This is a genomic window from Aeromonas sp. S11(2024) (genome assembly GCF_041402345.1).
Classification (GTDB): domain Bacteria; phylum Pseudomonadota; class Gammaproteobacteria; order Enterobacterales; family Aeromonadaceae; genus Aeromonas; species Aeromonas veronii.
On record NZ_JBGLRC010000004.1, the window covers coordinates 212,186 to 237,567 of the forward strand.

Here is a 25,382-nt window from a genome sequence, read left to right on the forward strand (position 1 = left end):
TGGCGATGACAAGATTGTAATTTATTCTCTTGTCTTAATGAGTGGGGTGTCTGAGCTTACGTTTTCAGCCCAAAAATGGATATTGAATCTAGCATCTTCAGACAGTTCAACCCTGTGCCAATACTGAGGTGGGCTGGTTGCAAACTCTCCGGCTCGGATTACAAGCGTAATTTCAGGTATCTCCGCTGTTTCATCAGCAAAACCGTAATATGTTACCGTCCCCTCCATTACACATAACTGACCGAATACGCCAGCAGCTGTATTGTGATGGGTTAATAGAGCCTGTGGTACGTTTTCATTTGTAAAGAATGGGGTTGAACGGCGAACAACCCAATGAGCTGGTATACTATGCAGTAGCGACATGTTTTATCCTTAATAATCTATGAAATTAAGTAAGGCTGAGCATATGCTCAGCCAGCAATTATTCATCTAGAAAGAAGGCGTAGAAGTGGGAATGCAGCTCCCATTTGGTCTCCACCTACGACAAAGCCGCACATTTCACCATCCTCGCTGCGAGCTTCTGCGACCATTCCATTTTTATTCCACTTAAACTGCCATGAAAGGTCTGTACCTTTTGTTCTACCAGCTAACTGCAAAGGATATTGAAGTGTTTTTACCTTCACTAGCATTGGAGGAAGCGTTAGTGGTGTTGGCTTACCAATCAGAGTTTTAGATAATGCATTGGCACCGAGAACAATTGGCTGCAAAAAGGGGCGTAATTCACCTTTCCACTCAACGCAATCACCAAGCGCATAAATGTGCTCACTCGATGTTCTCAGGTATTCATCCACTACAATTCCACGCCTTACAGCCAGTCCCGCATTCATCGCTAAGGATAGATTCGGTTGTAGACCTATAGCTGAAATGACAAGATCCTGTTCACTGAAACTGCTGTCAGTGAGCTCTATCGTAAAGGATTCGTTGGCATCTCCTCTTTGTATCGACTTGATACCTCGACCAAGTTTTAGGTCAACCCCCTGCTCCCGTAAGGCTTGCAGTAACGGTTGACTCAATGCAGCTGGCATTAATGTACTTAGGGGGCTGTCCGCCAGATCTACAAGCGTCACAATTCGGTCTTGGCCCACCATATCCATAGCCAACTCACAGCCGATCAAACCTGCTCCGAGTACCATAATGCGTTTTGCATTCTTAATTAATTGTTCGGCATTGGCATAATCATTTTGGCTATTGAGGGTTACCATTTTATCCGAGTTGGGAACGGGAGGCAGTATAGAACTGGCCCCAGTTGCCAGCACTAGCTGGCCATAAGAAAAATCGCCATTATTTGTGTGTACCATTTTGTTATTCGGACTAATGCTATGCACAATCGTATTAGGTGACAGAATGATACGTTGCTGTTCAGCAAATTGAGCCCCCGTCAACTTTGTCATTGCGCTGGCGGTGTAACCACGACTGACCACATGACTCAAGTCCGGTTTGTTATATTCATTGCCATTATCAGCGGTAATAAGACGGATCGGTCTTTCACCATCTAATTTACGCAAGCTTTTTACCAACTGCTGAGCGGCAAAGCCGCTACCGATGATGACTATATCCTGGCTGGAACCAGCATAATGCTCATTTAATGCGCTCATACACATGCCTCCACTGCGCATGGTTCGAATACCTCCTTGCCGATGCCGCAACCAGGGCAAAGGAAACTCTCCGGTACAAGGCTCCAGGGAGTGCCAACCGCAACCAATTGATCCGGTTCACCTAAGGCGGGGTCATAAACCCACTGGCAGACTGTGCAAAGCATTGCTTGCTCATCGTCTACTCCGGCTACAACTGACTGGGTGGTCTCCTCTCCAGGGGAGATATCAACAGTGAATGGCACTTGATGGGCTGCTTTTTCTGGGCGAGGCACCTCAATAGGATGTAACGCCCATTGACGAGCGAGCTGGCGTCCATGCTCTCGGCACTCTGCCAGTGCAGAACCATCTGGTCGCCATTTGGCTTTCAGAGAAATGCTGATATCAAAGCCTGCATCCATCAATCGGGTCTGGATACGATCTACTGCACCACCAGTCCAGCCGTAACTGCCGAATGCAGAAGCACGCTTGTTTCTAAAGCGCAGGCCAGTTATCTCCTCCAGCATGCCTGCCACCTTAGGCATCATGACGTTGTTCATTGTGGATGAGCCCACGAGTATTCCCTTGGAGCGGAACACTTGTGTCAGGATCTCGTTCTTATCGTGGCGGGCTACGTTGTAGATCTTGACTGCGACCCCAGGGTCAACTTCGTGAATACCCTGTGCGATGGCATCGGCCATCATACGGGTGTTGTTTGACATCGAGTCATAGAACAGGGTGATACGATCTTCTTGGTAGTGGTCTGCCCACTCCAGATACTTGAGAATAATTTGGGTCGGATCCTCACGCCAGACAATACCGTGGGAGGTTGCCACCATGCTTACTGGCAGGTTGAATCCAAGCACCTCTTTGATTTTAGCTGTCACAAGTGGGCTGAATGGGGTGAGGATATTTGCGTAGTACCGTTGGCACTGCTCCATCAATTCGGTTTGATCTACTTCGTCATTGAACAGATGCTCATCACAATAGTGTTGACCGAAGGCATCGTTAGAAAACAACACTGCGTCCTCAGTCATGTAGGTCATCATGCTGTCGGGCCAGTGCAGCATAGGTGTTTCAATGAACACCAGCTGCTTGCCATTACCGATGTCGAGACTGTCGCCTGTTTTGACTGGATGGAAGTTCCATTCAGGATGATGATGGTGTCCCGTGATTGAGTCGATAGCGTTGTGAGTGCAGTAAATCGGAGTGCCTGGGATACGAGCCATCAATTCGGTCAGTGCCCCTGCGTGATCTTCCTCAGCATGGTTGATCACCACATAATCGATAAGGTTAAGGTCGATCTCTGCTGCAAGGTTTTGAACGAACTCTCGGCTGAACTTATGATCGACTGTATCAATCAGCACGTTCTTCCCTTCACGGATGAGATAGCTGTTGTAGCTCGTCCCCTTGTTTGTCTTGTACTCAGTACCATGAAAATCTCGAACTTCCCAGTCCCGTTGGCCGACCCAGTGAATGTTGTTTTTGACATGAATGGTCATCTGGCAATTCCTCAGTATGTAATAGTTGGTATTTCTTGATATCAACTATTGCAGCTAACATGCCAACCCATAACTTATTGTTTTTATGAGATTTAATTTATTGATTTGTTAAAATGACATAGCGTTGATATTGTTTAAATGACAGCATTAATGTCATTTGGACACTAACGATGATTTCGACAGACAGTTTGGCTCGTATTGCTATAGACATACAGCTGGGGATTTCACATCAAGACAGATTCCACCGCCTTATCCAGAGTATTCGCAGCCTACTGAACTCAGATGCGTCAGCCTTGCTACGGTACGAAGGAGGCCAGTTCATCCCGCTCGCCATCGATGGCTTAATGCAGGACGTATTAGGACGCCGTTTCGCCATCAAGGAGCACCCACGCATGGAGGCAATTGCTCGTGCTGGTGACGTAGTACGCTTTCCGGCAGATAGTAACTTGCCAGACCCCTATGATGGCTTGATCCCTGATCATGCAGAATTTAAGGTGCATGCTTGTGTTGGTTTACCTTTGTTCTCCGATCAAGTCTTGATTGGTGCATTGACCATCGATGGAATGAATCCTGCCCAGTTTGATGACATTAGCGATGAAGAGTTGCGTTTAGTTGGTGCGCTAGCGGCAGCGGCGTTAAGTAACTCATTACTACTAGAGCGTTTAGCTCGCCAGAGCAGTGAGCCATTAATACCTTCAACACCAACAGGTGCAGATAGGTTCGAGATAATCGGGCATTCTCAGGCGATGCAGCAGCTAAAGCATGAGGTAGATATAGTTGCTAATACTGATTTAAACGTCCTGATTTTGGGCGAAACGGGTGTAGGTAAGGAGTTAATAGCAAAAGCTGTACATCTTGGCTCGCCACGTGCAGATCGCAAATTGGTATATCTCAATTGCGCAGCTCTACCGGAATCCGTAGCAGAGAGTGAACTATTTGGACATGTGAAGGGAGCGTTTACAGGCGCTATTCATAACCGTGCGGGTAAATTTGAACTAGCGGATAAGGGCACATTGTTCCTGGATGAAATTGGTGAATTATCCTTATCATTGCAGGCAAAATTGCTACGTGTCATTCAATATGGAGACTTGCAGCGGATTGGTGATGACACTCCACTAAAAGTCAATGTACGTGTGCTTGCTGCAACGAATCGAGACTTGAAGAAAGCGGTCATCGATGGCGAGTTTCGAGCAGACCTCTATCATCGCCTGAGTGTTTTCCCTATACATGTACCAGCCTTGAGAGACAGAGAGGATGATATCTCCTTGCTGGCTGGTTACTTTTGCGAGTGCTGTCGAGTGAGTATGGGGTTAGAGCAACTGCGGATCCAACCTCAAGCACTGCATCTTTTGAAGGGCTATGACTGGCCTGGTAATGTGCGCGAACTGGAGCATGCCATTCATCGTGGTGCCGTATTGGCTAGAGCAGAGCAACGAAGTCCGGTTCTGACGCTTGCAACCCATCATTTCAGTATAGCTATACCACCAATGCCTCAATCTGGCATAAGTCCTACCGAAAATATGGATGACTTCGCTAGTAACCAAATGGGTTTGAGAGCATCAACTGATGCATTTCAGTCTGCGTTAATTAAAAAGGTACTAGCAGATCATAATGATAATTGGGCTGCAACAGCACGAGCCTTAGACATTGATTGTGGTAACTTACATCGTCTAGCCAAACGACTGGGGTTAAAATGATAAAGATACATAGCTATGGGCCATTATAGAGTTGCATCCTGCATATTGGTTAACGTGTTGATTTATAGTGTTTTTTATGCGCGTATGGTGTAATGTGACGCTAGCATGGTATTGAGAATGTAGTTATGGATAACAAAGTTTCAATCGAAGAAATGCAAGCATTAAAAGTATTGCTTGTAGATGACCACGCTATATTGCGGGCAGGAGTCAAAGCTACACTCTCAACAGATCACCTTATGAAGGTAATTGCAGAGGCTGGCAATGGTAAAGAAGGATTAGATCTGGCAGTAGAATATGAACCAGATTTAATATTGCTTGACCTTCAAATGCCAGTGCTTAATGGATTAGAAACGCTGAAGAGAATCAGAGCAAAGAAAATAAAAAGCAAGGTCGTTATCTTCACCGAGTCAGATTTGGAAATTGATGTTGTAGAAGCGTTTAGGTTCGGAGCAAATGGATATCTTTTAAAAGATATTGAACCGCTTGATTTAATCAGCTACATTAAGAGTATATGTGCAGATGCATCAGTTGAAAGCCCTCAGCCAAAAAATAAACTCATGTTAAGTTTATCATCAGAAATAAATGTTGGCATTATCGAATCATTAAGCCATAGGGAAATTGATGTAGTAAAGCTTCTTGCTGAGGGCCACTCGAATAAAGTTATATCCAAACTTTTATTCATATCACCAGGGACTGTAAAAATACATGTGAAAAATATTTTAAGAAAACTTAATCTAAAATCAAGAGTCGCCGTCACTATATGGGCGCACAACAGAACTATTAAGTAGATTTAATAATCTGAATGAGCACAGATAAAAAAGTTCATGTTGCTCTTATCATTGTAACTCATTAATCTCCTGCTGAGAACACATAATTAATTTACCCATGGCTAGCATCTAATTTATCCATCTTGCTTGCAACGATACATTTCGTCATCTGCTAATCGAAGTAACATGTTTAGATCTGGTGGAGTCGTGGGATTATAGCTCACTATACCTACTGAGCAAGATAGGGTGTAGGCTTTACCGCTGTGTAAGTTGAATTCATCAAATGAGATATTTATCCTACTACGCATATATTGTAAATACTCATTGTTTGTCTCAGGAACTAAAACTACATATTCATCACCACCTAATCTTGCACAAATATCAGAGTTTCTAAAAACCATATTTATTAGTCTGGCAGCTTGGCACAATGCATCATCTCCCACATCATGACCAAAGCGATCGTTTATCGATTTAAAATTATTCAAATCGATAAACAATAATGAAAGACTTCTCTTTGTTCTAAATGCATGCTGCAAATATTTCTCAGCTAAAAGAATAAACCCTCGTCTATTAGTGATCCCAGTAAGTTCATCTATTGTAGCCATTTGTACAGCACGTAACTCGCTCTCAACTGTAGATGCTAAGTCAGTAAATAAAAGTCTCTCTTTGTCACCAAAAACCCTTGGCTTCCGATCTATAATGCACAAGGAACCAATGTGCAGTCCATTCGTTATGACTAATGAGTGTCCAGCATAGAAGCGAATATATGGCTCCCCAATAACCATCGGATTCTCAGCATATAGGGGATCTTGAGTTGTATCCTCTATAACAAGCATGCTCTTTGTGAGAAACCCTTTTTTACAAAAGGAGATATTCGGAAGTGGTTCATGCATGTTTAGACCATAACAAGGTTTAGCCCATCCATGCTCATTATCTTCAAAGGATATTAGGGCAATAGGCACGTCAAAAATATTACGAGCCATCCTTGTTATACGAATGAAACGTTCCTCTGTAGGGGAATCAAGTGCTTGAAGACGGCGTAACGCATCTAGGCGTAGAAAGTCGGGATCTGAGGTTTCATGAAGAGGTTGCATCCTTGCTTCCTTTTTTCATATCGGTTTTAAACGCAAATAGTATGGCATTCTTTGAGATGCAACAGAATGGAATGTAGCATTACATATGACGGATTTTAGTTGTAGTGTGATCGTTAACACATTAGCTTCTCGCATGGGATTCAACTCGACAGGAGACCAAGCCAGCATCACATCATGAGCGGCCTCAATGGAAGCCTTGCGGCTAAGGGGAGACCATGGAGGATGATATTACAATGCGCGGCAAAAAATATTTCTAGTTAATCATGGTAGCAATATTTATCTTTCAACTGTTCAATCTTATTTTCCACTTTCATCATGTTTAGCGTAGAGGCTAATCTTTGTGCTAGCGTAAAATGCCTATTATTAAGATAGGCATAGCCTTCTAATTTATCTACAACGCCAGCCGAATGTACTTTTTCGTATTCTGGTGAGCTTTCAAGTAGGTCTTTTTTGTTTTTATCAAATACAAGGGTTTGCTCAATAAATATATCTGTACGCCCTTTTATCAGTTTTTTCAATCCCTGTTCTGTCGTATTCACATCAGTAAGTAAAGATGGTTTAATCAACTTTGAGAGAACCTCTCCTGCGCGCTTAGAACCTCTTCTAAACTCAATCTTTAAACCATCTTTGTTTAAGTCATCCCAAGAATTAAATTCTAACTTTTTATCATATACATATGCCTCGATAGTCACATAAAAATGTGACTCGTTCACTCTAATCATATTTTTTGTTTGTTGCTGATATTCTAATGGTCGATGTATCTCTCCATCGACACTTCCATTCTCAGCCAGAATTGGGGCTCGTCCACCAGGAACGCCACGATAAATTAGTTTATATCCTAGTCTGGAGAATGCCTCGCTGTAAATATTATGAAGCCAACATCCATACCTTGATTTGAAGGTGTCATCTGAACTCACCAAAACTATAGTGTTTTCAACAGCACTTACACCTAGCGAGAATATAATGAAAAAAATATAAAATATGTTTTTTATAAGGTTTTGTGAAAACATATAGATCTCACATTGACATATCATACGCTCTATATAGCTCAAAATTAAACTTTCTTCATTTTTAAATGAAAAATATATGATGACTACTGGATTGCTTTGTAATATTTACATATTTAACTTTAAAGATTACTCGCACGCCCTGTATCTAGAGTTACAACGCCGAACGACATAGAATGAATCGATGCCTATTATGAACGCTGCCCTTTGCATACATACATCTCCTCATCTGCTTGCCGGAGTAGTTGATCTAAATCAGGTGGAATACTAGCATCGTAAATAACAATTCCTAAGGAGCATGACAACTGGTATGGCTTACCACTATGACTATTGAAGTCATCTATTGCATGATTCAGCCGCTCTTTAATTCTCTGACAATGTTCACTACCAGTGCCAGGTAAAAGGACAACGAATTCATCCCCACCAAGGCGAGCGAATATATCAGCATCGCGGAATACTCGGCATAACAACTCGGCCATATGTCGCAACGCGTCATCGCCAATGTCATGACCAAACTTATCGTTAATTAGTTTGAAGTGATTTAGATCTAAAAAAAGTAAGGCCGCTGGGTGTTTTACACGAAATGCATATTTCAAACTTTTTTCGGCGAGCAGCATGAATCCTCTACGGTTAGTTATCCCCGTCAATTCATCTATGGTTGCTCTCTGAACGGCTTGTAACTCACTCTCAACCATGGATGCCAAATCAGCTAACAGCGCTTGGTCTCGTGGGCTAAAACCCCTGGGTTTAGAGTCTATGATGCACAATGTACCCAGCTTCAAACCGTTCCCAACTTCTAGTGGATGGCCTGCATAGAAGCGAATGTGTGGTTCCCCCGTGACTAAGGGGTTGTCAGAAAATCGTGGATCTTGGGCCGCGTCTTCAACTACAAACAGTTCTTCACCGAGAATTGCATGACCACAAAAAGAAATGTCTCGCGGTGTCTCCAATACCGGCAACCCACAACATGACTTGAACCACTGTCTGTTTTCATCCACCAATGAAACCAATGCGATGGGCACATCAAACATGTTGCGAGCCATCCTGGTAATCCGGTCAAAACGCTCCTCTGCGGGGCTATCAAGTATCGCTAAACGGCGCAATGCGTCTAAGCGAAGCGGTTCGTTATCCGGTACTACAGGGCTTTGCATCAACATCTCCTTGTTGTGTGGGCACTGTACGCTGCCAACATATACTGTGCATCTGTAGATCTGATGTACTGACAGTATATTACAGTAGGTAGACCTATGATTTCGAGCCATCTCATCTTTGATGACAGGAGCAGTGTTTGCACTCTTGGTAGCGTGGTTGTCGCTCGCTCGACAAACAAGAGCTCGCCTAGAATCCCCCTAGTTTTATTCGACCATCCTAGCAAAAAGCCATTCCGCAGTTAACTTGTTTGTCATTAATGAACTAACCTCATATCATCAAGTCTCCCAGTTTTTGCATCTGGATGTTTCACGATGGTCAGAGTCATTTTTCAAGCCAAGGTACATACCTCCGTTGACTCAGGCGGGTGGGTCGAAGTCCCACATTTATGCTTGCAACACTGCGTTATAGAGGACTTTAAGGCTCACCCTCGCTGGAGAAGATCCATCTCATCTTTAGAGCTGGATGAGATTCTCGAACAGCACACCACTAGGTTGTTTGGGGAGGCCAGGCGATTAGATCTGAACACTGTGCCTGAAGGTGTCTCTGTAGATGTGTTCGGGGCTTTGGCTATTGTTACTATAAATTTGATGCAGTGTGACACATACCATTGAAAATATAATATATTCAGACACTTATGACTTTAAAGCTCAGGCCATCGTCTTCATCGTAGACAAACCTTAACGTTCAGATTGTATGAACGGTAGTAAGTAGTTATCGAGCAAGTCGTCCTGAGGGGCTCGTTCAGGTTCGAGGAGGGTGATCACAATGATGGGCTCATTTAAAGCTTTCTGGTATGGTTAGCCCATCAGATTTTTTCAGACAGGATGTCTGTGTAATGAGTGATAAAACCCAGTGGAAAACATGGTCATTGATTTCCCGCATGCGTCTTGGGTTAGTTCTGCTTTTCGTCCCCATATTAATTCTCGGGGCCATTTATTACTATCATATGACCGTCACTCTGCAACGTGATTTACAGCAACAGTTAGTATCCAAGAATGATCAACTTCATAATGTTTTGATTAAGCCATATCTTGATACCCTCACAACACAGTTTGAGCTTATCTATCGCAAGGTTGATTATAAAGACTTTATAAATAATAAGATCACGCATCAATCTGAATACTTACACGACTGGCGGCGTTATCAGGAAACTGCTGGGCTACAATACATCTATGTTGGCACAGAGCATCGACAATTGCTTGTTCATCCTGAATGGCAACCAGACTCAAATTTTAACCCACGCATAAGGCCATGGTATCAACTTGCCGTTAAAAATAAAGGCAAGATGGTTTGGACTGAACCATATTATGACTACATTTACGGAACGCTATCCCTCTCATTAGCTAAAACAATTGAAGACCCGACAGGGAAGTTAGTTGGTGTCTTTTCAATTGATACATTACTTCAACCTATATCAAAGTGGCTTAATTATAAGCAAGATGCTGGGTATCAGATGTTGGTGAATGGGGCTGGTAAGATGCTAGTTCATCCTGATAAAGAACTAATGTTTACTCCCATGAAAGATATGACCTGGCTTTCAAAGTTCACAAAAGAAAAAGGCGTATTCCATGATAAAGAATCTGGGATGTTTGTGGCATATAACAAAGTCGATGGTCAAGACTGGATCTTGGTTAGTGTTGTTCCAGAATCTACATTACAAGGTGTCATTGAGAGTGTGTCGCTTAATGTTCAAGGTGTCATCGCGCTAACATGCATCCTTTATTTGTTACTCGCATTGTCATGGTCTCGTTATTTTCAACGCATGCTCAATGAGCTATACAATGTTATAAGGTCAAGTCGTAACAATTCATTAAAATCACCTAAGAATAGAATGGTTGAGTTATCACATGTGTATGACGAAGTGGCAAAATCGACACATGAATTATCAGAAGCTCGCTTACAGGCTAATGTTGACCAACTGACAGGTTTATACAACCGTAGATTTTTTGACATAAAGCTTTCTCAGCTATTAAAAAAGCAAGAGCCATTTTATTTAGCACTGTTAGATTTAGATGACTTTAAAAAAGTGAACGATACGTTCGGACACCAAACTGGTGACTCTGTATTAAAAAGAGTAGCGAAACTTGGAAATTCAATTTTTTATGAGTATGGCTGGTTCTGTCGATATGGTGGAGAAGAATTAGCTGTATTGTTTGAAGTGGGCTCAGGGAACTTAGCGATATCTTTACTGGAGGCATTAAGGCATGGTGTTGAGCATCTGGACTGGCGTGAAGATGCTCTTCGAGTAACACTCAGTGGTGGGGTTGCTGTTAGTAAAAAAGATATTAGTGCAAAAGAGCTTATAAATGCAGCTGACATTCAGGTTTACAACGCTAAACGCGATGGTAAGAATCGAATTTACGAGTGCATATCAATAACTACTCTTCATGACACCATGTAGCGTGAATCCCATATGATTGATATATATGCAAGAAATAAATTGAAGTTTTACTATTCAGTGCCTTAGGCACTAATTTAACCAGTTATTGTAAGGGTATCTCCTTCGATAGAATTCGTTATTAGATTGTTATGACCTTCAATTATGAGTGTTTATTGATGAAATAATAGCCGTGGGTGTACAAAACTGGTTTATCTTCGCTGCGTAGCAGCGGAATAATGGTGAGCGGCTTAAATTTCATTGAAGCTCTCATAATTAGTAAATGGACAGTTTTCCGAATTTTTCAAGTGGGGTAAATGAAATAAATTTCAAAAAATGATGAGATTGGTTGTTTTTGAAGCATTCTGTGGGGATTCGCCTATCAGAACCCTCGATTTAGTTGCACACCCCATGCTGAATCCGCCCCACCAAATTCACAACAGCCTGAACCCCCATCGGTGTATTCAGCAATGTGGCTGGAGCCACGCCACCGAGGCCCCAGGCTGGTCTGTTTATCCATGACAACGCCTTGGCAGTATCGTTCTTGTTGAGGGATAGTGCCGCATTGAGGGCCTGTACAACGCCGTATACCCTGGCACCCTGAGAGATTGATAGGGGAGCCCCAATCCTCAGCTTGCGAGCAACAGTGTGGCGGCTAATGCCTGCTAAGCGGCATATCAAACCTATGTCTGCACTCATCAATTCAGCCAGTCGATGAATGATGCCAGGAGCAACGCCAGCCACGATCCATAGATGTGCTCCTAGTGGGTCACGAGGAATACCAAGACCTTCTAGGAGACGGTTCGGAGTAACTGCGTCACTACTAGGATGATAGGTTGCATAGGGCATCATGTAGCACTCCTCATTGTACAAACACGACCTCTCATGAGCTATCCTACCCCAAACTGTCGTTTTGAGTGGAAAATTAACAACCAAATGCCCCTGCATTGAGGAGGGCTGATGACCGAGTTGGTCTGTACTGAACCAGGTTTAGGCATTGAGCTGGGGACTACTTTTCAGGTTCTATCGGAGAACGGCTCTGAATGGGAAATCCTGTTGGGGAATGAATACCGCAGGATCAACAAACGCAGCGGGCGCGTTACAGGTTGGAAAACACCTCCAAAATTTGAGTGCAAAGACATCCAAAAATAACATATCAAATGAGTGCTCAATGCTGGTTATGCCAGTAATAATGTTGACTAGCGGCTTCACCTTCTCATAAAATCAAGACATAGGGAGAGTCGCTACCCTAAGTGCGAAGTTGAAACAAGGGAGAGTCGCTACCCTGAGTGCGAAGTTGAAAAAAATGCTGAAACCCTGCCTCGTTGCGGGGTTTTTTGCTTTCTGGAGACATGGATGTGTAGTGGCCTAGTCATCCAAGACTACCTCTTAAGTTAAGAGGGGCGAAGTGTCTGGATCCTCAAGGGGCAAATCTAAAATTTCTTATCATCGACTCATTCTGTGAGCCAATGATATTGTCCTATCGGCTCATTTCGTGAGCCGATCAAGATCGTTCATCGGCTCATCTGGTGAGGTGGTCTCAACGCTCACTACCACCTAGATTTAATTTTTGGCTACATAGTTTCATATAAGATTGGAGCTTGGTCACCAAGCGACTCCAAACGCGATTTCGCTCACGTCTTTTTGAATAATGCTATTTCTATAATCGTCTTGGTGCCAAAAACAGTGGTGCTAATACTGGGGTTGAGAGATAATTTCACTGATATAAAAATGTGATACATGAGGATAAAAATGAACGATTTTTTGAAAACCTTGTTGAATATCCGTAGTCTGCGAGCTGCATTGCGTGAGTTGTCATTTGAGCAACTGGTCGAAGTTAAAGAAAAATTTGATGAGGTTTTTGCTGAGCGTGAGCAGCAAGAAACCAAATTGAGAGAGGAATCTGCCGAGCGCCTGCAAAAATTGGCTGAGTTTACCGCGATGCTGAAAGACGCTGGCATCGATCCGAGCGAGCTGGTTGGCACTGCGGCTCCAGCGAAATCTGAGGGTTCAGCTAAAGCCAAACGCGCTCCTCGTCCTGCAAAATACAAGTACACCGAAAACGGTCAGGAGAAGACCTGGACGGGTCAGGGGCGCATGCCTAAGGCTATCGCAGAAGCTGTTGCGGCTGGCAAGACTCTGGAAGATTTCCTGATCTAATGCTGAGAGCCCATGCCTGTGTGGTATGGGCTCTTTCTAGCTACCATAGATATGTGTAGAGGTTAATTATGAGTGATAGCTTTCCTTATAGTCTTCCAATAATGGATGTGATCCGTCATGACTATGAGAGATTTAGGTTTGACACTCATAAATATACACATAAGGGATTGTTTACAGATGGTGATTTATTATTTGCTGTGATACTAGAAGTAAACAGTAACAAGGAGCTTCTAGAGGAGCTAAGTCAGCAGTATCATCATTTTAAAACAGCTGGAATTCCAGCCGCAAAAATTGTTGGGGAGATCTTAGATAGCTATAAGCCTATAGCGCTGCGAAATTCAATTGAGAAAAGTCATCTTCATGGTCATCCTATGAATATGCACGAAACAATTAATGAACTGAATTTACATATTCCTAAAAAATATCATCCATTCTACGTTGACTTTAAGTATGGGACTAACAAGTTCCAGATTACCTTAAAATGTAATTTCACAGAAAGTGACAAGGAAGAAATTCAGTTGATATGTGAGTCTCTTGGTTATCAAGGGTATGATTACGTATTTATACACAATGATAGAATAAAGGACTACCCTGGCGAAGTTCACTATAAACCAAATCAAAATGGCAACTTATTATTGGCTGCTAGCGGACTGATTCATAAGCAATTCCCAAAAGAATTACTTGCATGCTATGAAGAAGATGAAGACTTTTGGCTTGAGAATCGACATTTTATTTTTAGTGGGAATCATTCTGATTCGGCAGCGAGTTACTTATTGCCTGGTTTTGATAAAATCGGAACACGCTGTTTTGTTGATGCATCAGTTTTCTCTCGTCTAAATATTAGGGTCTATTTGACGCTATATGAACAGGTGGTTATCGCATTGCCGCTTGAGCAGTCCAATGAGCATTTTTATGAAATGTTTAAAATTAATAGGTTTGAGTTGCGTGAATTGATTTTTCGTGGGCGATTATTATTTGTTGTCCCACAAAATCTCGCTAGGTATTCTCAATCCTTGCTCCTTGATATCATTTCAGTTAATCCTAATTCTATTATTTTCTCTAGACGTTTAGCCGCAGCAACCATTCAAGGTATCCAAGAAAAGAGTGGTGTTGTTGGGACTACTTTTTCGAGTGATGAACAATATAATTTCGTTCACCACTGCTCTCGTTCTGGAAATATAGGATTGCAGCGACTAGCGGATATGCTTTCGGCACAATGGCAATTCGGAGAGTATATTACAAATAAAGAAGGTGCGGTAGGTGCACATTATTTGGGACTATCTGGAATGGCCATAATGGGATTTAAAGAAAAAGGAAAAGACTATACTATAGAATTATCTAGTGCGAGCTCTAGCTACGAGTTTTCCCAAGGATTAAAGGCCCATCACTTTCCATTCGACTCTAGTGGTTACTCAGAGGTTAATGCTTGCCAAATTATTAGTGGCTTATATAACGGAGTTGTTAGTACATCACAAACCATACGAGAGTCTGAGATATCGACAATTTTGAGTAAAGTGTTTGCAGTTAATAATGACATGAGCGTACTGGAACTCGATGATGCATTATCACGCAGTCTTATTAGAACTCTACCAAAAATTATAGGTGAGTTTTCTAGGCTTAGTGAGGAACAAAGAACAGAAAAGCTCTACTGCTTAAACAAAGAAATACAAAGGATTGAAAAAAATCAAACGAGAGTAGCATCTCTGGATTTTGCTGGTGCATTTATTCCCGCAGCTGCTGGGGCTGTAATGGAATACTCAAATGTTATGGGGGCTGGCTATATATCACTGGGTGGATGGGCGATTAAAGCACTTGAAATGTATACTCGCAACTCTGACTTAATAAACAATCCGGTATATATTAAGTTATCGAGTCTAAATCATCTAGTTTCTCAAGATGCTGTGATAGTGAAACATGTAAGAGATGCCTTTTCTACTGTTAATGGATAGCATTTTCTGCCAAATGGCCTAGCCATTTATTATAAGGTATCTGATGTCTATGAGTAAAAAATTGGAAGATTTAATCGAATCACAACCATTTGAGGTAGCTCAGAGCACAAAGGAGCTTGCCGAAGTGCTGAGAGTCCGTATCGCTCTGACCAAATTGCTTTCAAATCTCATGGCTGGTGATGTTCCTGAAATTGATGCCGATGTTCTCGATGGTTTGTTGTCGCTCAAAAGGTCAGTGGAGAGCCAAGACTGTCGGCTAAGTTTATTCGTCCATATGCCAGATGGTACGCATCATGGCGTCAACATTTAACTAAAGTGCGTCATTAGTACGTTAATCGCAGATCTCATCTACCAAACGAAATTAACGCTCCCATGGCGATGCTTTTTCAAACTCCCTCGGTGTGCAAGCGGATCTGATAGCGTGTATTGCGTCCGCCACCAGGTAATTTCTCAATGCACCCCCTACCCACCAATTCGGCCAGATGGCGTGTAGCCGTCGCCTTGCTGACTCCGGTGACTTTTTGATATTGGCTGGCGTTGATGCCATTTTCAAAACCTTGTTGGCCGCCATCCAATAAACGGTTAATAACCTTGGTTTGCTCTGGACTCAGACCATCATGACAGTGCTGCAACCAGAAATGTTTTTTGGCAAGAGAACGCTCAATAACCTGTAATGCCAGCTCTATGGCGTAATCCAGTGTGTCGAGGAACCAACAGATCCAGGAGGTAATATCTAGCGAGCCCCTCTGCGCTGACTCAAGCGCTCGATAGTAGTCACCCCGCAGCTCTAGAATCGCAACTGACATGGCATACAGCCGGATGCTGTGGCTGTCAGCCTGTGACAGCGCGAGATCGGTCAATGCCCGCGTGAGCCGCCCATTACCATCATCAACGGGATGCAGGGTCACGAACCAGAGATGGCAAATCGCCGCACGAAGCAGTGGATCCATCGTGGGGTCATGCTGAGTCTGGTTAAACCAGGGGATGAACTCGGCCAGTTGATCGTCCAGAGTTGCTCTGGGCGGTGCCTCAAAATGCACGGTGGGGCGATCTACACGTCCAGAGACAACCAGCATCGGCGCATCTCCTCGCAACTGCCCTACATGCAGCCGCTTCACCGACCATTCGTTGACGGGGAACAACCAACGATGCCATTGGTAAAGCCGCTCAATCGTCAACGGCTGTCCATGATTGTCGATGGCATCCAGCATCATGGCCGCGAGCCCCTCTGAGCGCTCTGATACTGGATAGGACTGAGTTTGTGAGCCTCCTAACCGCCTATCCAGAGAGGAACGCACGGATTGTGCATTGAGGCGTTCGCCTTCGATAGCGGACGAGGCGATGATGTTAGCCAATAACGTGTCCAACGTTTGGTCGGGGTTCCCCAACCTGGAATGACGACCGATTAGAATTCCCTGCCTGCGTTGAACCTGCCGTAATCTGGGCAATATCTCGCTATCCCGCCAACGAAAATGGGGCCAATCTGCTTGTTGCCAAATCCAAAATGGTTCCATTATTTCCTCATCCAACGTGCTAGGGTCTCAATAATGAGCCGACCCAGCCCATAATTCGGCTCAACATCTGAGCCGAATATAACACATGCAGCAGACCAGCAGAGCTGGAAATGAGGATGGAGATCCAGGCTGAAAATCTCAGACCGGAGCTGACGAAAAACTGGATTTATTGCTGCTGTGTGGCGCTACAGCAACCAGTAGATAGACGAGGCGGGAAGCTCGTTTTCGTTTCGAATGGTTCTTGTGAGCTTGCAGCTTGCGCTGCATGAATCCACCCCCAAGATAATGCCGTTCGGTCTACTCATTCATATGCCTGACGATACTCACTAATATTGGAATGCCAGTCTAAGCCACCAGAAGAGAAGAATTGAACCACCGAGTAGATTGCCTGCGAGGTATTTCCAAGATCGATCTGACAAGAACAAAATCGCCCCCAGTATTGTTATCAAACCCCAGAGATAGGGCATGAGCAGTACATATAGGCCAGTCAGGGAGTATTCATCGTTAAACCAGTCATAGACAGGCTGAATGAACAGGATCGATGCATTCAAGAGGTGATAGAGCATGAACAACACGAATACCCATGTTCTCTCTGTCTTCACTGCTGCGCTCACTTTAGTTCCCCTTGGAATGGATAGCTGAGTTCAATGACGGTCAAAAATGGCTTGTAGGCAAAGCGCTTGTAGTGTTGAAGAACAAACCAGCTTCTGAAACCGGACGCCAGGCCCTAGAACTTGACTCTTCCGGTTGTGGGGTCAGGGCCAATGTCAGGATAATCGAGACCGAAGTGGTCATATAGCGTTACTTTGATCGTGCCCTTGTAGAAATCGCCAAACTTTTCATATGTCGTGATTTCCGCCTTGCCTGCCCAGACATCGTTCACCGCAATTGTGAGGCCTTGCACCTTATCTACCGCAGAGTTGAAGATGGGTAACCGAAAGCCGGAGGTCTTGCTGTATTGCTGCATCAAGTCACTCAGAACAAGCTTATTCACATCACCATCAACTTCGGCCAGCTTTGCCTTCACTTCCTTGATAAGGGTATCTGAGAACTTGATCGTGGTCGGGTGAGCTCGCGCTGCTCTCGTCAATGCTTGGTTCCGGTATTCACCCCCCTCAGATTTTTCGAACTTGGCGATCATGGCCAGAATGTTCATCTTCAAGTCACCAGTTGCAAACAATGTGGCCATGTTGCGGAAGCTACTAAAGAACACCTTGGGGTCACTCTTTTCGAGATCGCCAATAAAGCCGTCATCTCCCATCTTCCCTACGAACATGGGGATAGCCTTGATCTGCTCAGCCGTCATCGTACCATAGGTCATATCTTCGGCAGGGCTACCATCAACGTTCTTACCTGGCTCACGCTTCGACTTGTAAATGAGCACAGGCACACGATAGGTTGTGGCTGACGTTGTATCGGTTTTTGGCTTGAGAGCAGGAGGTATGGTTTCTGTTTTCGGACGCTCTTTCTCTGCCGAACCAAACCACATTGTTGGCTTGGCCTGGGCATATGCCGACTTGATGGCCTGCTCAAACCTGGGCGTCCCTCTCACCGAGATTTGGTCTCCCTGAATAGTACAGCAAGCAAACACATCAGATTGCATCCCCAATACGACCTTTGAACCATCATCAAGGCTTCCTGCCACAGGGCCTAGAATGCGCTTGAACTCGTCCTTGGTGAGTTGGCTGATGTCTCTGAGGTCTGGTTTCTGCATGTATAGAGGGCTCGATGAAAAGTAGTGAGAGGATCACTTTATCATCAATGCGCCAATCGAGACCATGTAGGCATTTTCTGAAAACGGCAGTTTGTGACGCTTTCTATCGATGGACGCGGGGGATTAATAGCTAATAGACAAATGCTAAGGATGGCAATGATGCTAATTGCCATCACTGTGAATAATTATAGGGAAATTTGGTTTTATCTGGGTAAAGAGATAATTACTTGGCAAATATATCTATGGCAGCAACTCGCGAATGTCACACCCCATTACTCTGGCAAGACGATAAGCCTTTTCCAGGGTGATATTAACCTCACCACGCTCAATTCGTCCTACGTAGCTTCTATCAATTTCGGCCGCATATGCGAGTGCATCTTGCGATACGCCCAATTGAAGCCGTCTATCACGCACAGCATCACCAAATTTTTTTGCTAGATCTTGCATGTCTCGCCTCTCACTGGCGAGCACTATCTCTGGTTGTCTGGCTAACGACCACGGATTATAATCCGCAATCGAGTTTAGATTTCCACTAAATGTTTTCGTTCGAGGCTGAGTATTGCTTATGAGCTCCCAGACTGTGTGGTTACCAACCGCGCTCTACACCGCACTCATTCGATTGCAGATGGATGACTTCACTGCGATAGGATTTGTAAATGCCATTTTTGGTGACAAAGCAGAATCGCAGATACGTAAGCGGCGTTATACCTTCATTTATCGGCATCTGATTAAGCTCGTAAATCAGGGACTTCTAAAAAGGAAGAACGTTGATGATGGGAGGCGCTTTTCTCATTTCATCAGGACTCCCAAGTTCGATGAAGTGCATTTCAAAGAGGAATTTATTGGGCCGGATGCGCTTGTAACGGAATCGGGTAAGGAGCGAGAATTGGAAACGTATGAGTCTGTCTTGGAGGGGCTGAGTGCGAGAGCACAGCACTACCGTCAAGCGTTGCAGGAATGTGATTCAATGCTCACTGAGTACCAGGAGTTAAGATCCGACTTCTCCATATTGGATCTAGCGATTGAAAGGGCCATCAACCATACCGTTGCAGAAAGTCGCGATTTGCGGGGCAGGCTGGAGGCCGTGGAGAGGCTTTTGAGGGGGCTGATGGCGTTTAGAAGCGCCTCTTGATGTAACCGTTCAGCGTCAGGGGATTGATGCACACAGTTCGGAGTGAATGGGGTAATCCGTTTCTCGATGCGGGCTCGGATAATTGTATGCAGTCACTCTTGGGGTCAATGTCCCAAGTGTTTGGTCGTCTCAACCAACGAAAGTAAGCGTTGACGAAACAGCTCCCCACTCAGGGCGATAATAGCCACGTTGCGCAGTACATGGGCCCAGCAAAGCAGGCGCAGACTCGTGCAGAACTCCAGCAGGCGCTTGGCGACATCAATGCCACGCCCGTTGGCTGTCACAAAACAGACCGCTATCTTGCTCAGAGCCATACACACATAGATCCGATCGATAAGGTTGTCATGAGCCAACACTTTGCCGTGGAGGAGGTGATGAGGGCGTACTCATCCAAAGACCAATAAGGTCGTCATTGGTTGTCCAATGGGGGAGGGGGGGATTTAATTGAGAGGTTATAGAAGTAAAAAAGCCAGCTAATGCTGGCTTTTTTACTTCTGAAAATGGCGTCCCGTGCAGGATTCGAACCTGCGACCATCCGCTTAGCTTACCACTACAGCTTTCACTGCCACCCGAGGGTGTTTGTGGTCTGGACTATATCTTCACCCACAGCATTATCTGTTTGGGTGGAGGGCGCTAATGATGTATTCCGCAATGAGATCGCATTGCACCATCTAGTCTCTGCACCTTCTCTACACGCTTGTAGAGCTTGGCTCAAGATTACCACCGCCATTACGCGCTGAGGCTTCCTTGAATTCACCCTCTCCACTGTATAGGTTTCCCTGTACAGGCTCCTAATAACTTAAAGGCGGATGCTCTATCCGACTGAGCTAACGGGACAAATTTTACAAATCAACAACATCTTAAGAGCTATGCAAAATGGTAACTCTTTTTTGTAAGGAGTAACAGCAAGGCTTTACTAGGTAACCTTACCATCTCTCCAGCCCTTGCCTACTCTAGTCACCTCAAAAAGTGGTAACACTTTGGGGGTTAGTTTTGCTCTATCCAACTGAGCTAAGGGCGCTTTGTACCAACACGTCTTGAGGACGAGTCGATGAACATGGTCGGTGATAAAGGATTCGAACCTTTGACCCTCTGGTCCCAAACCAGATGCGCTACCGGACTGCGCTAATCACCGAAAATCCCTGACCAGCATATCGACAAGAGTCGTACTGGGCAACGGGCGGGCATCATAGCCAAGCGTAAGGGCCAGCGTCAACGACTTTTTCCCCCAGTAAATTCAAGTGCCTACTTATTGCCCGCTACAGGTCTGGCGTGCGTCTGCCGCTAACATCCCGGCTAAAAAAATGCGACAATGCGCGGCAGTTGAACACATGGTGAGTGGAGAACGATGTCTGCCAAAATCATAGATGGAAAACAGGTTGCGCAAACGATTCGCAGCCAGGTCGCGGCGCAAGTCCAACAGCGGTTGGCGGCAGGGAAACGGGCTCCTGGGCTGGCAGTCATTCTGGTGGGGGCGGATCCCGCCTCTCAGGTCTATGTCGGCAGCAAACGTCGGGCGTGCGAGGAGGTGGGGTTTCTCTCCCGCTCCTATGATCTGAGTGCAACCGCCAGTCAGGAAGAGCTGCTAGCGCTGATTGACCAGCTTAATGCGGATAGCCACGTAGATGGCATTCTGGTTCAGTTGCCGTTGCCGGATCACTTTGATACCACTCAGGTGCTGGAGCGGATCCAGCCTGACAAGGATGTAGATGGATTTCACCCGTATAACGTCGGCCGTCTGGCCCAACGTATTCCGGCGCTGCGCCCCTGTACCCCGAAAGGGATCATGACGCTGATCGAGACCACCGGCGTGAAGACGCACGGTCTGCATGCGGTCGTGGTGGGAGCGTCCAACATAGTGGGGCGTCCCATGACCCTCGAATTGTTGCTGGCGGGCTGCACAACCACGACCTGTCACCGTTTTACGCGGGATCTGGAAGAGCAGGTTCGCCGTGCCGATCTGCTGGTTGTTGCTGTCGGCAAGCCCAACTTCATTCCTGGCGAGTGGATCAAACCGGGGGCACTGGTAATCGATGTGGGCATCAATCGCTTGGCTGATGGCTCGTTGGTCGGGGATGTGGAGTTTGAGACGGCGCGCAGCCATGCCGCCTTCATTACCCCGGTACCCGGTGGCGTCGGCCCAATGACGGTCGCCAGCCTGATGGAAAATACCCTGATCGCCTGTAGTGAATATCACGACTGATCATGGCTGGTGATAACCCTGTGATCCCGTGAGGAGGCAGGATTCGCCAGAAATCTGACAATAAAAAACCGGTTGCTCAGAGAGGAACCGGTTTTTTATTTATCCAACGGGCGTTATTTACATATTTTGTGCTTCGTTTGGCACAATCACAGAGGCGTGATTTCCTTTCGGCCCCTGTTGCAGTTCAAAATTGACAGCCTGACCCGCTTTCAGGGTCTTGTAGCCCTCCATTTGAATCGTGGAGTAGTGAGCGAAGATATCCTCACCGCCCCCTTCCGGACAGATAAACCCAAATCCTTTTGCGTTGTTAAACCACTTAACTGTGCCGGTTGCCATACTTCTACATCCTTTTATTGATTACCCAGAAGTCGTTGAGTAACCTGCGCCAGCCCTTTATAACTAGGGACATGGGCCCATAGCAGACGGGCACAGATTAGCAAGTAACCAATCTAGTCTAACTTTTGAGCGAGTCAAGAAGTTGTTAACAGCTGATGTGATCTGGTTAACAAGTCTATTGACAACCTTGTGTTAGACGGTAGTAATCTAGAGGTACCAAAGCGCGATTATGAGCAAGCAGAAAGAACTCTTTGCTAATGAAGAGATTGCAGAAGCAGAGAAAACAAAGCTGCAGCCGCCACCCATGTATAAGGTTGTGTTGAACAACGATGACTACACGCCCATGGAGTTTGTGGTGGAGGTGCTGCAAAAGTTCTTTGGTATGGATTTGGACAAGGCGACTCAGGTCATGCTGAGTGTGCATTATAGTGGTAAGGGTGTCTGCGGCATGTTTACCGCAGAGATCGCCGAAACCAAGGTTGTCCAGGTCAACACCTATGCACGTAACAACGAACATCCACTGCTCTGTACTATGGAAAAGGCTTGAATCTGATGACTTGATGGCGAGTGTGACACCACATTGTAGCTGTACTAGGGGAGGTGCCTATGTTGAATAAAGATCTAGAAAAGACGCTGAACGAGGCTTTCAAACTGGCCCGTGACGAGCGCCACGAATTCATGACCGTCGAGCACCTGTTGTTAGCCCTTCTGGATAACAGTTCAGCCCATGAGGCGCTGAGCTCCTGTGGTGCCGATGTCGAGCAGATGCGCAAAGAGATCCGCGCATTCATCACCCAAACTACTCCGCTCATACCGCGCGACGATGAAGATCGTGAAACCCAGCCGACACTGGGCTTCCAGCGCGTGTTGCAGCGTGCCGTCTTCCATGTGCAATCCTCCGGCAATACCGAAGTCAGCGGCGCCAATGTGCTGGTCGCTATCTTCAGTGAGCAGGAGTCACAAGCTGCCTATTTCCTGAAAAAAGCCGAGATCAGCCGTCTCGACGTCGTCAATTTCCTCTCCCACGGGGTGCGCAAGGACAGCAAGCCTGATCTCGGCAGCAATAACAATCCCGAGTCTGATGATGATGTCTCGGCCGCCCAAATTGAAAGCTTTGCCACCAACCTGAACCAGCTGGTGCTGGAAGGGCGTATCGATCCGCTGATTGGTCGTGATCAGGAGCTCAACCGTACCATTCAGGTGCTCTGCCGCCGTCGCAAGAACAACCCGCTGCTGGTGGGGGAAGCTGGCGTGGGTAAAACCGCCATTGCCGAAGGGTTGGCTTACCGTATCGTTAAAGGCGATGTGCCCGAGGTGATTGCGGGCAGTACCATCTATTCGCTGGATATGGGTTCTCTGCTGGCTGGCACCAAGTACCGTGGTGATTTCGAGAAGCGCCTCAAGGTACTGCTCAAGCAGATTGAGCGTCAGGAAGGGGCCATCCTCTTTATCGACGAGATCCATACCATCATCGGTGCCGGTGCGGCATCCGGTGGTCAGCTGGATGCCGCCAACCTGATCAAGCCGCTGCTCTCCAATGGTTTGCTCCGCTGTGTGGGATCCACCACTTATCAGGAGTACGCCCAGATCTTCGAGAAAGACCGTGCGTTGGCCCGTCGCTTCCAGAAGATCGATATTGTCGAGCCGACTATCGATGACACCACTCGCATCCTGATGGGGCTCAAGAGTCGCTATGAAGCTCACCACGGCGTGCGCTATACCGCCAAGGCGATCCGTGCAGCTGCCGAGCTCTCTGCCAAGTACATCAACGATCGTCACTTGCCCGACAAGGCGATCGACGTGATCGACGAAGCGGGTGCCGGTCAGCGGTTGCTGCCGGCGAGCAAGCGCAAGAAAGTGATCAATGTGCAGGAAATTGAGTCCATCGTAGCCAAGATCGCCCGCATTCCGGAGAAATCAGTTTCTTCCTCGGATAAAGAGGTACTGAAGAACCTGGAGCGCAATCTGAAGATGGTGGTCTTTGGTCAGGATAAAGCCATCGAGGTGCTGACCGATGCGATTCGCCTCTCTCGTTCAGGTTTGGGTAACGAGCGTCGCCCGGTTGGTTGCTTCCTGTTTGCCGGTCCTACCGGTGTTGGTAAAACAGAGGTGACCCAGCAGTTGGGCAAGGCATTGGGTGTCGAGATGCTGCGCTTTGATATGTCCGAGTACATGGAACGTCACACCGTCTCACGTCTGATTGGTGCGCCTCCCGGCTATGTTGGTTTTGAGCAGGGTGGTCTGCTGACTGATGCGGTGATCAAGCATCCTCATTCCGTTGTGTTGCTTGACGAAATTGAGAAAGCTCACCCGGACGTATTCAATCTGCTGTTGCAGGTGATGGACAACGGTACCCTGACCGATAACAACGGACGCAAGGCAGATTTCCGTAATGTGATCCTGGTAATGACCACCAACGCCGGTGTGCAGGAGACCCAACGCAAATCGATTGGCTTCCAGCAACAGGATTTGAGCCACGATGCCATGGCGGTGATCAACAAGACCTTCAGTCCGGAGTTCCGTAACCGGCTTGATCACACCATCTGGTTCAACCATCTCGATATGACGGTGATCCATCAGGTGGTCGACAAGTTCATTGTCGAATTGCAGGTTCAACTGGATGCGAAGGGAGTTTCTCTCGAGGTGTCCGAGCGTGCCCGCCACTGGTTGGCGGAGAAGGGGTATGACAGAGCCATGGGGGCCAGACCGATGAGTCGGGTAATCCAGGAGCACCTCAAGAAACCCCTGGCCAACGAGATCCTGTTTGGTTCACTGGTTGACGGGGGGATAGTAAAGGTTGAGTTGGTAAATGACAGCCTCAGCTTTGATTTTCAGGTCAATGTTGAAGCTGTTTCCCACTAAGCGTCAGTGATCAGAAAACGACAAAAAACCCCAACCGAAAGGTTGGGGTTTTTTGCTGAATTCCTGGCTTAGCGAGAGCGGAAAACAATACGTCCCTTGGAGAGATCGTAGGGAGTCAGTGCTACCGTTACTTTGTCTCCAGTCAGGATACGAATGTAGTTTTTGCGCATCTTGCCTGAAATATGAGCGATAACCACGTGACCATTCTCCAGTTCCACACGGAACATGGTATTGGGCAGGGTTTCGAGAATAGTGCCCTGCATCTCAATACTGTCTTCTTTAGCCATTGAATCCTCTTGATAAGCCACAACAAAAAACCGCTGGATCATGCCGGATTTAAGGCTA

23 protein-coding genes, 1 tRNA gene and 2 pseudogenes are annotated in these 25,382 nt (G+C 45.9%); 11 read left to right on the plus strand and 15 right to left on the minus strand.

Annotated elements, in window-relative coordinates; genetic code table 11:
• Positions 1-21: 21 nt before the first annotated feature.
• From ACB040_RS05765 to norV, 3 genes are all read right to left on the minus strand, one after another.
• On the minus strand, positions 22-363 hold the full coding sequence (locus tag ACB040_RS05765) for a DUF1971 domain-containing protein (protein WP_017408673.1): 342 nt from the start codon (positions 361-363) through the stop codon (positions 22-24).
• Positions 364-425: 62 nt separating this feature from the next.
• The gene (gene norW, locus ACB040_RS05770; RefSeq protein WP_042024864.1) at positions 426-1,595 is read right to left on the minus strand and encodes an NADH:flavorubredoxin reductase NorW; all 1,170 of its coding nucleotides are present in this window, start codon (positions 1,593-1,595) and stop codon (positions 426-428) included.
• A complete protein-coding gene (gene norV, locus ACB040_RS05775) occupies positions 1,592-3,073 on the minus strand; it encodes an anaerobic nitric oxide reductase flavorubredoxin (RefSeq protein WP_371153485.1) in 1,482 nt (493 codons plus the stop codon). Before norV ends, norW begins: the two co-directional genes overlap by 4 nt.
• A 170-nt stretch (positions 3,074-3,243) precedes the next feature.
• Between norV and norR the strand changes: the two genes are divergently transcribed.
• A complete protein-coding gene (norR, locus tag ACB040_RS05780; protein ID WP_047437273.1) occupies positions 3,244-4,770 on the plus strand; it encodes a nitric oxide reductase transcriptional regulator NorR in 1,527 nt (508 codons plus the stop codon).
• Between the two features lie 125 nt (positions 4,771-4,895).
• On the plus strand, positions 4,896-5,558 hold the full coding sequence (locus ACB040_RS05785; protein ID WP_052200038.1) for a response regulator: 663 nt from the start codon (positions 4,896-4,898) through the stop codon (positions 5,556-5,558).
• Positions 5,559-5,671: 113 nt separating this feature from the next.
• Here the strand turns inward: ACB040_RS05785 and ACB040_RS05790 are convergent, their stop codons facing one another.
• The 3 genes from ACB040_RS05790 to ACB040_RS05800 form a co-directional block, all read right to left on the minus strand.
• Entirely contained in the window at positions 5,672-6,631 is a 960-nt protein-coding gene (locus ACB040_RS05790) for a sensor domain-containing diguanylate cyclase (protein WP_123172652.1), read from the minus strand.
• Positions 6,632-6,888: 257 nt separating this feature from the next.
• On the minus strand, positions 6,889-7,641 hold the full coding sequence (locus ACB040_RS05795; RefSeq protein ID WP_107683372.1) for a hypothetical protein: 753 nt from the start codon (positions 7,639-7,641) through the stop codon (positions 6,889-6,891).
• 188 nt (positions 7,642-7,829) lie between these two features.
• Entirely contained in the window at positions 7,830-8,789 is a 960-nt protein-coding gene (locus ACB040_RS05800; protein ID WP_245131223.1) for a sensor domain-containing diguanylate cyclase, read from the minus strand.
• Between the two features lie 836 nt (positions 8,790-9,625).
• Between ACB040_RS05800 and ACB040_RS05805 the strand changes: the two genes are divergently transcribed.
• Positions 9,626-11,191: a diguanylate cyclase gene (locus ACB040_RS05805; RefSeq protein WP_371153481.1), complete on the plus strand. Its 1,566-nt coding sequence runs from the start codon at positions 9,626-9,628 to the stop codon at positions 11,189-11,191.
• Positions 11,192-11,563: 372 nt separating this feature from the next.
• On the opposite strand, the gene ACB040_RS05810 is transcribed toward ACB040_RS05805, so the two are convergent.
• Positions 11,564-12,115 (minus strand): antitoxin Xre/MbcA/ParS toxin-binding domain-containing protein, encoded by a 552-nt coding sequence (locus tag ACB040_RS05810; RefSeq protein WP_201976755.1) that lies wholly within the window; start codon positions 12,113-12,115, stop codon positions 11,564-11,566.
• 12 nt (positions 12,116-12,127) lie between these two features.
• Between ACB040_RS05810 and ACB040_RS05815 the strand changes: the two genes are divergently transcribed.
• The 4 genes from ACB040_RS05815 to ACB040_RS05830 all read left to right on the plus strand — a co-directional run bounded on the left by ACB040_RS05815 (position 12,128) and on the right by ACB040_RS05830 (position 15,586).
• Complete coding sequence (locus ACB040_RS05815) at positions 12,128-12,319, plus strand: hypothetical protein (protein ID WP_042032933.1); 192 nt, start codon at positions 12,128-12,130, stop codon at positions 12,317-12,319.
• Between the two features lie 600 nt (positions 12,320-12,919).
• A complete protein-coding gene (locus ACB040_RS05820) occupies positions 12,920-13,327 on the plus strand; it encodes an H-NS family nucleoid-associated regulatory protein (protein WP_216961655.1) in 408 nt (135 codons plus the stop codon).
• Positions 13,328-13,395: 68 nt separating this feature from the next.
• Entirely contained in the window at positions 13,396-15,276 is a 1,881-nt protein-coding gene (locus ACB040_RS05825; protein WP_371153478.1) for a hypothetical protein, read from the plus strand.
• A 49-nt stretch (positions 15,277-15,325) separates the two neighbouring features.
• Positions 15,326-15,586 carry a hypothetical protein gene (locus ACB040_RS05830; RefSeq protein WP_216961649.1) on the plus strand — a complete coding sequence of 87 codons (261 nt, stop codon included), beginning with the start codon at positions 15,326-15,328 and terminating at the stop codon, positions 15,584-15,586.
• A 76-nt stretch (positions 15,587-15,662) separates the two neighbouring features.
• On the opposite strand, the gene ACB040_RS05835 is transcribed toward ACB040_RS05830, so the two are convergent.
• The 4 genes and pseudogenes from ACB040_RS05835 to ACB040_RS05850 all read right to left on the minus strand — a co-directional run bounded on the left by ACB040_RS05835 (position 15,663) and on the right by ACB040_RS05850 (position 18,951).
• Entirely contained in the window at positions 15,663-16,490 is an 828-nt protein-coding gene (locus tag ACB040_RS05835) for a Fic family protein (protein WP_245131266.1), read from the minus strand.
• A gap of 66 nt (positions 16,491-16,556) precedes the next feature.
• A pseudogene (locus ACB040_RS05840) lies at positions 16,557-16,790 on the minus strand (DUF4172 domain-containing protein); the annotation flags it as partial.
• A 610-nt stretch (positions 16,791-17,400) separates the two neighbouring features.
• A pseudogene (locus ACB040_RS05845) lies at positions 17,401-18,504 on the minus strand (DUF3289 family protein).
• 240 nt (positions 18,505-18,744) lie between these two features.
• Positions 18,745-18,951, minus strand: a complete 207-nt coding sequence (locus ACB040_RS05850; protein ID WP_080631368.1) for a helix-turn-helix domain-containing protein — start codon at positions 18,949-18,951, stop codon at positions 18,745-18,747.
• Positions 18,952-19,069: 118 nt separating this feature from the next.
• On the opposite strand from ACB040_RS05850, the gene ACB040_RS05855 reads away from it, so the two are divergent.
• Complete coding sequence (locus ACB040_RS05855) at positions 19,070-19,636, plus strand: hypothetical protein (protein ID WP_201976688.1); 567 nt, start codon at positions 19,070-19,072, stop codon at positions 19,634-19,636.
• A 104-nt stretch (positions 19,637-19,740) separates the two neighbouring features.
• Here ACB040_RS05855 and ACB040_RS05860 read toward each other — a convergent pair whose 3' ends face one another.
• On the minus strand, positions 19,741-19,950 hold the full coding sequence (locus tag ACB040_RS05860; protein WP_164091211.1) for a hypothetical protein: 210 nt from the start codon (positions 19,948-19,950) through the stop codon (positions 19,741-19,743).
• Positions 19,951-20,694: 744 nt separating this feature from the next.
• A tRNA-Pro gene (locus tag ACB040_RS05865) sits at positions 20,695-20,771 on the minus strand.
• Between the two features lie 213 nt (positions 20,772-20,984).
• Here ACB040_RS05865 and folD point away from each other — a divergent pair.
• Positions 20,985-21,839 carry a bifunctional methylenetetrahydrofolate dehydrogenase/methenyltetrahydrofolate cyclohydrolase FolD gene (gene folD / locus ACB040_RS05870; protein ID WP_064338144.1) on the plus strand — a complete coding sequence of 285 codons (855 nt, stop codon included), beginning with the start codon at positions 20,985-20,987 and terminating at the stop codon, positions 21,837-21,839.
• 117 nt (positions 21,840-21,956) lie between these two features.
• On the opposite strand, the gene cspD is transcribed toward folD, so the two are convergent.
• Positions 21,957-22,175, minus strand: a complete 219-nt coding sequence (cspD, locus tag ACB040_RS05875) for a cold shock-like protein CspD (protein WP_005300025.1) — start codon at positions 22,173-22,175, stop codon at positions 21,957-21,959.
• Positions 22,176-22,404: 229 nt separating this feature from the next.
• On the opposite strand from cspD, the gene clpS reads away from it, so the two are divergent.
• Entirely contained in the window at positions 22,405-22,722 is a 318-nt protein-coding gene (gene clpS, locus ACB040_RS05880) for an ATP-dependent Clp protease adapter ClpS (protein WP_005337111.1), read from the plus strand.
• A 59-nt stretch (positions 22,723-22,781) separates the two neighbouring features.
• The gene (gene clpA, locus ACB040_RS05885) at positions 22,782-25,037 is read left to right on the plus strand and encodes an ATP-dependent Clp protease ATP-binding subunit ClpA (protein ID WP_338771292.1); all 2,256 of its coding nucleotides are present in this window, start codon (positions 22,782-22,784) and stop codon (positions 25,035-25,037) included.
• Between the two features lie 68 nt (positions 25,038-25,105).
• On the opposite strand, the gene infA is transcribed toward clpA, so the two are convergent.
• The gene (gene infA, locus ACB040_RS05890; RefSeq protein ID WP_005300033.1) at positions 25,106-25,324 is read right to left on the minus strand and encodes a translation initiation factor IF-1; all 219 of its coding nucleotides are present in this window, start codon (positions 25,322-25,324) and stop codon (positions 25,106-25,108) included.
• Positions 25,325-25,382 lie beyond the last annotated feature (58 nt).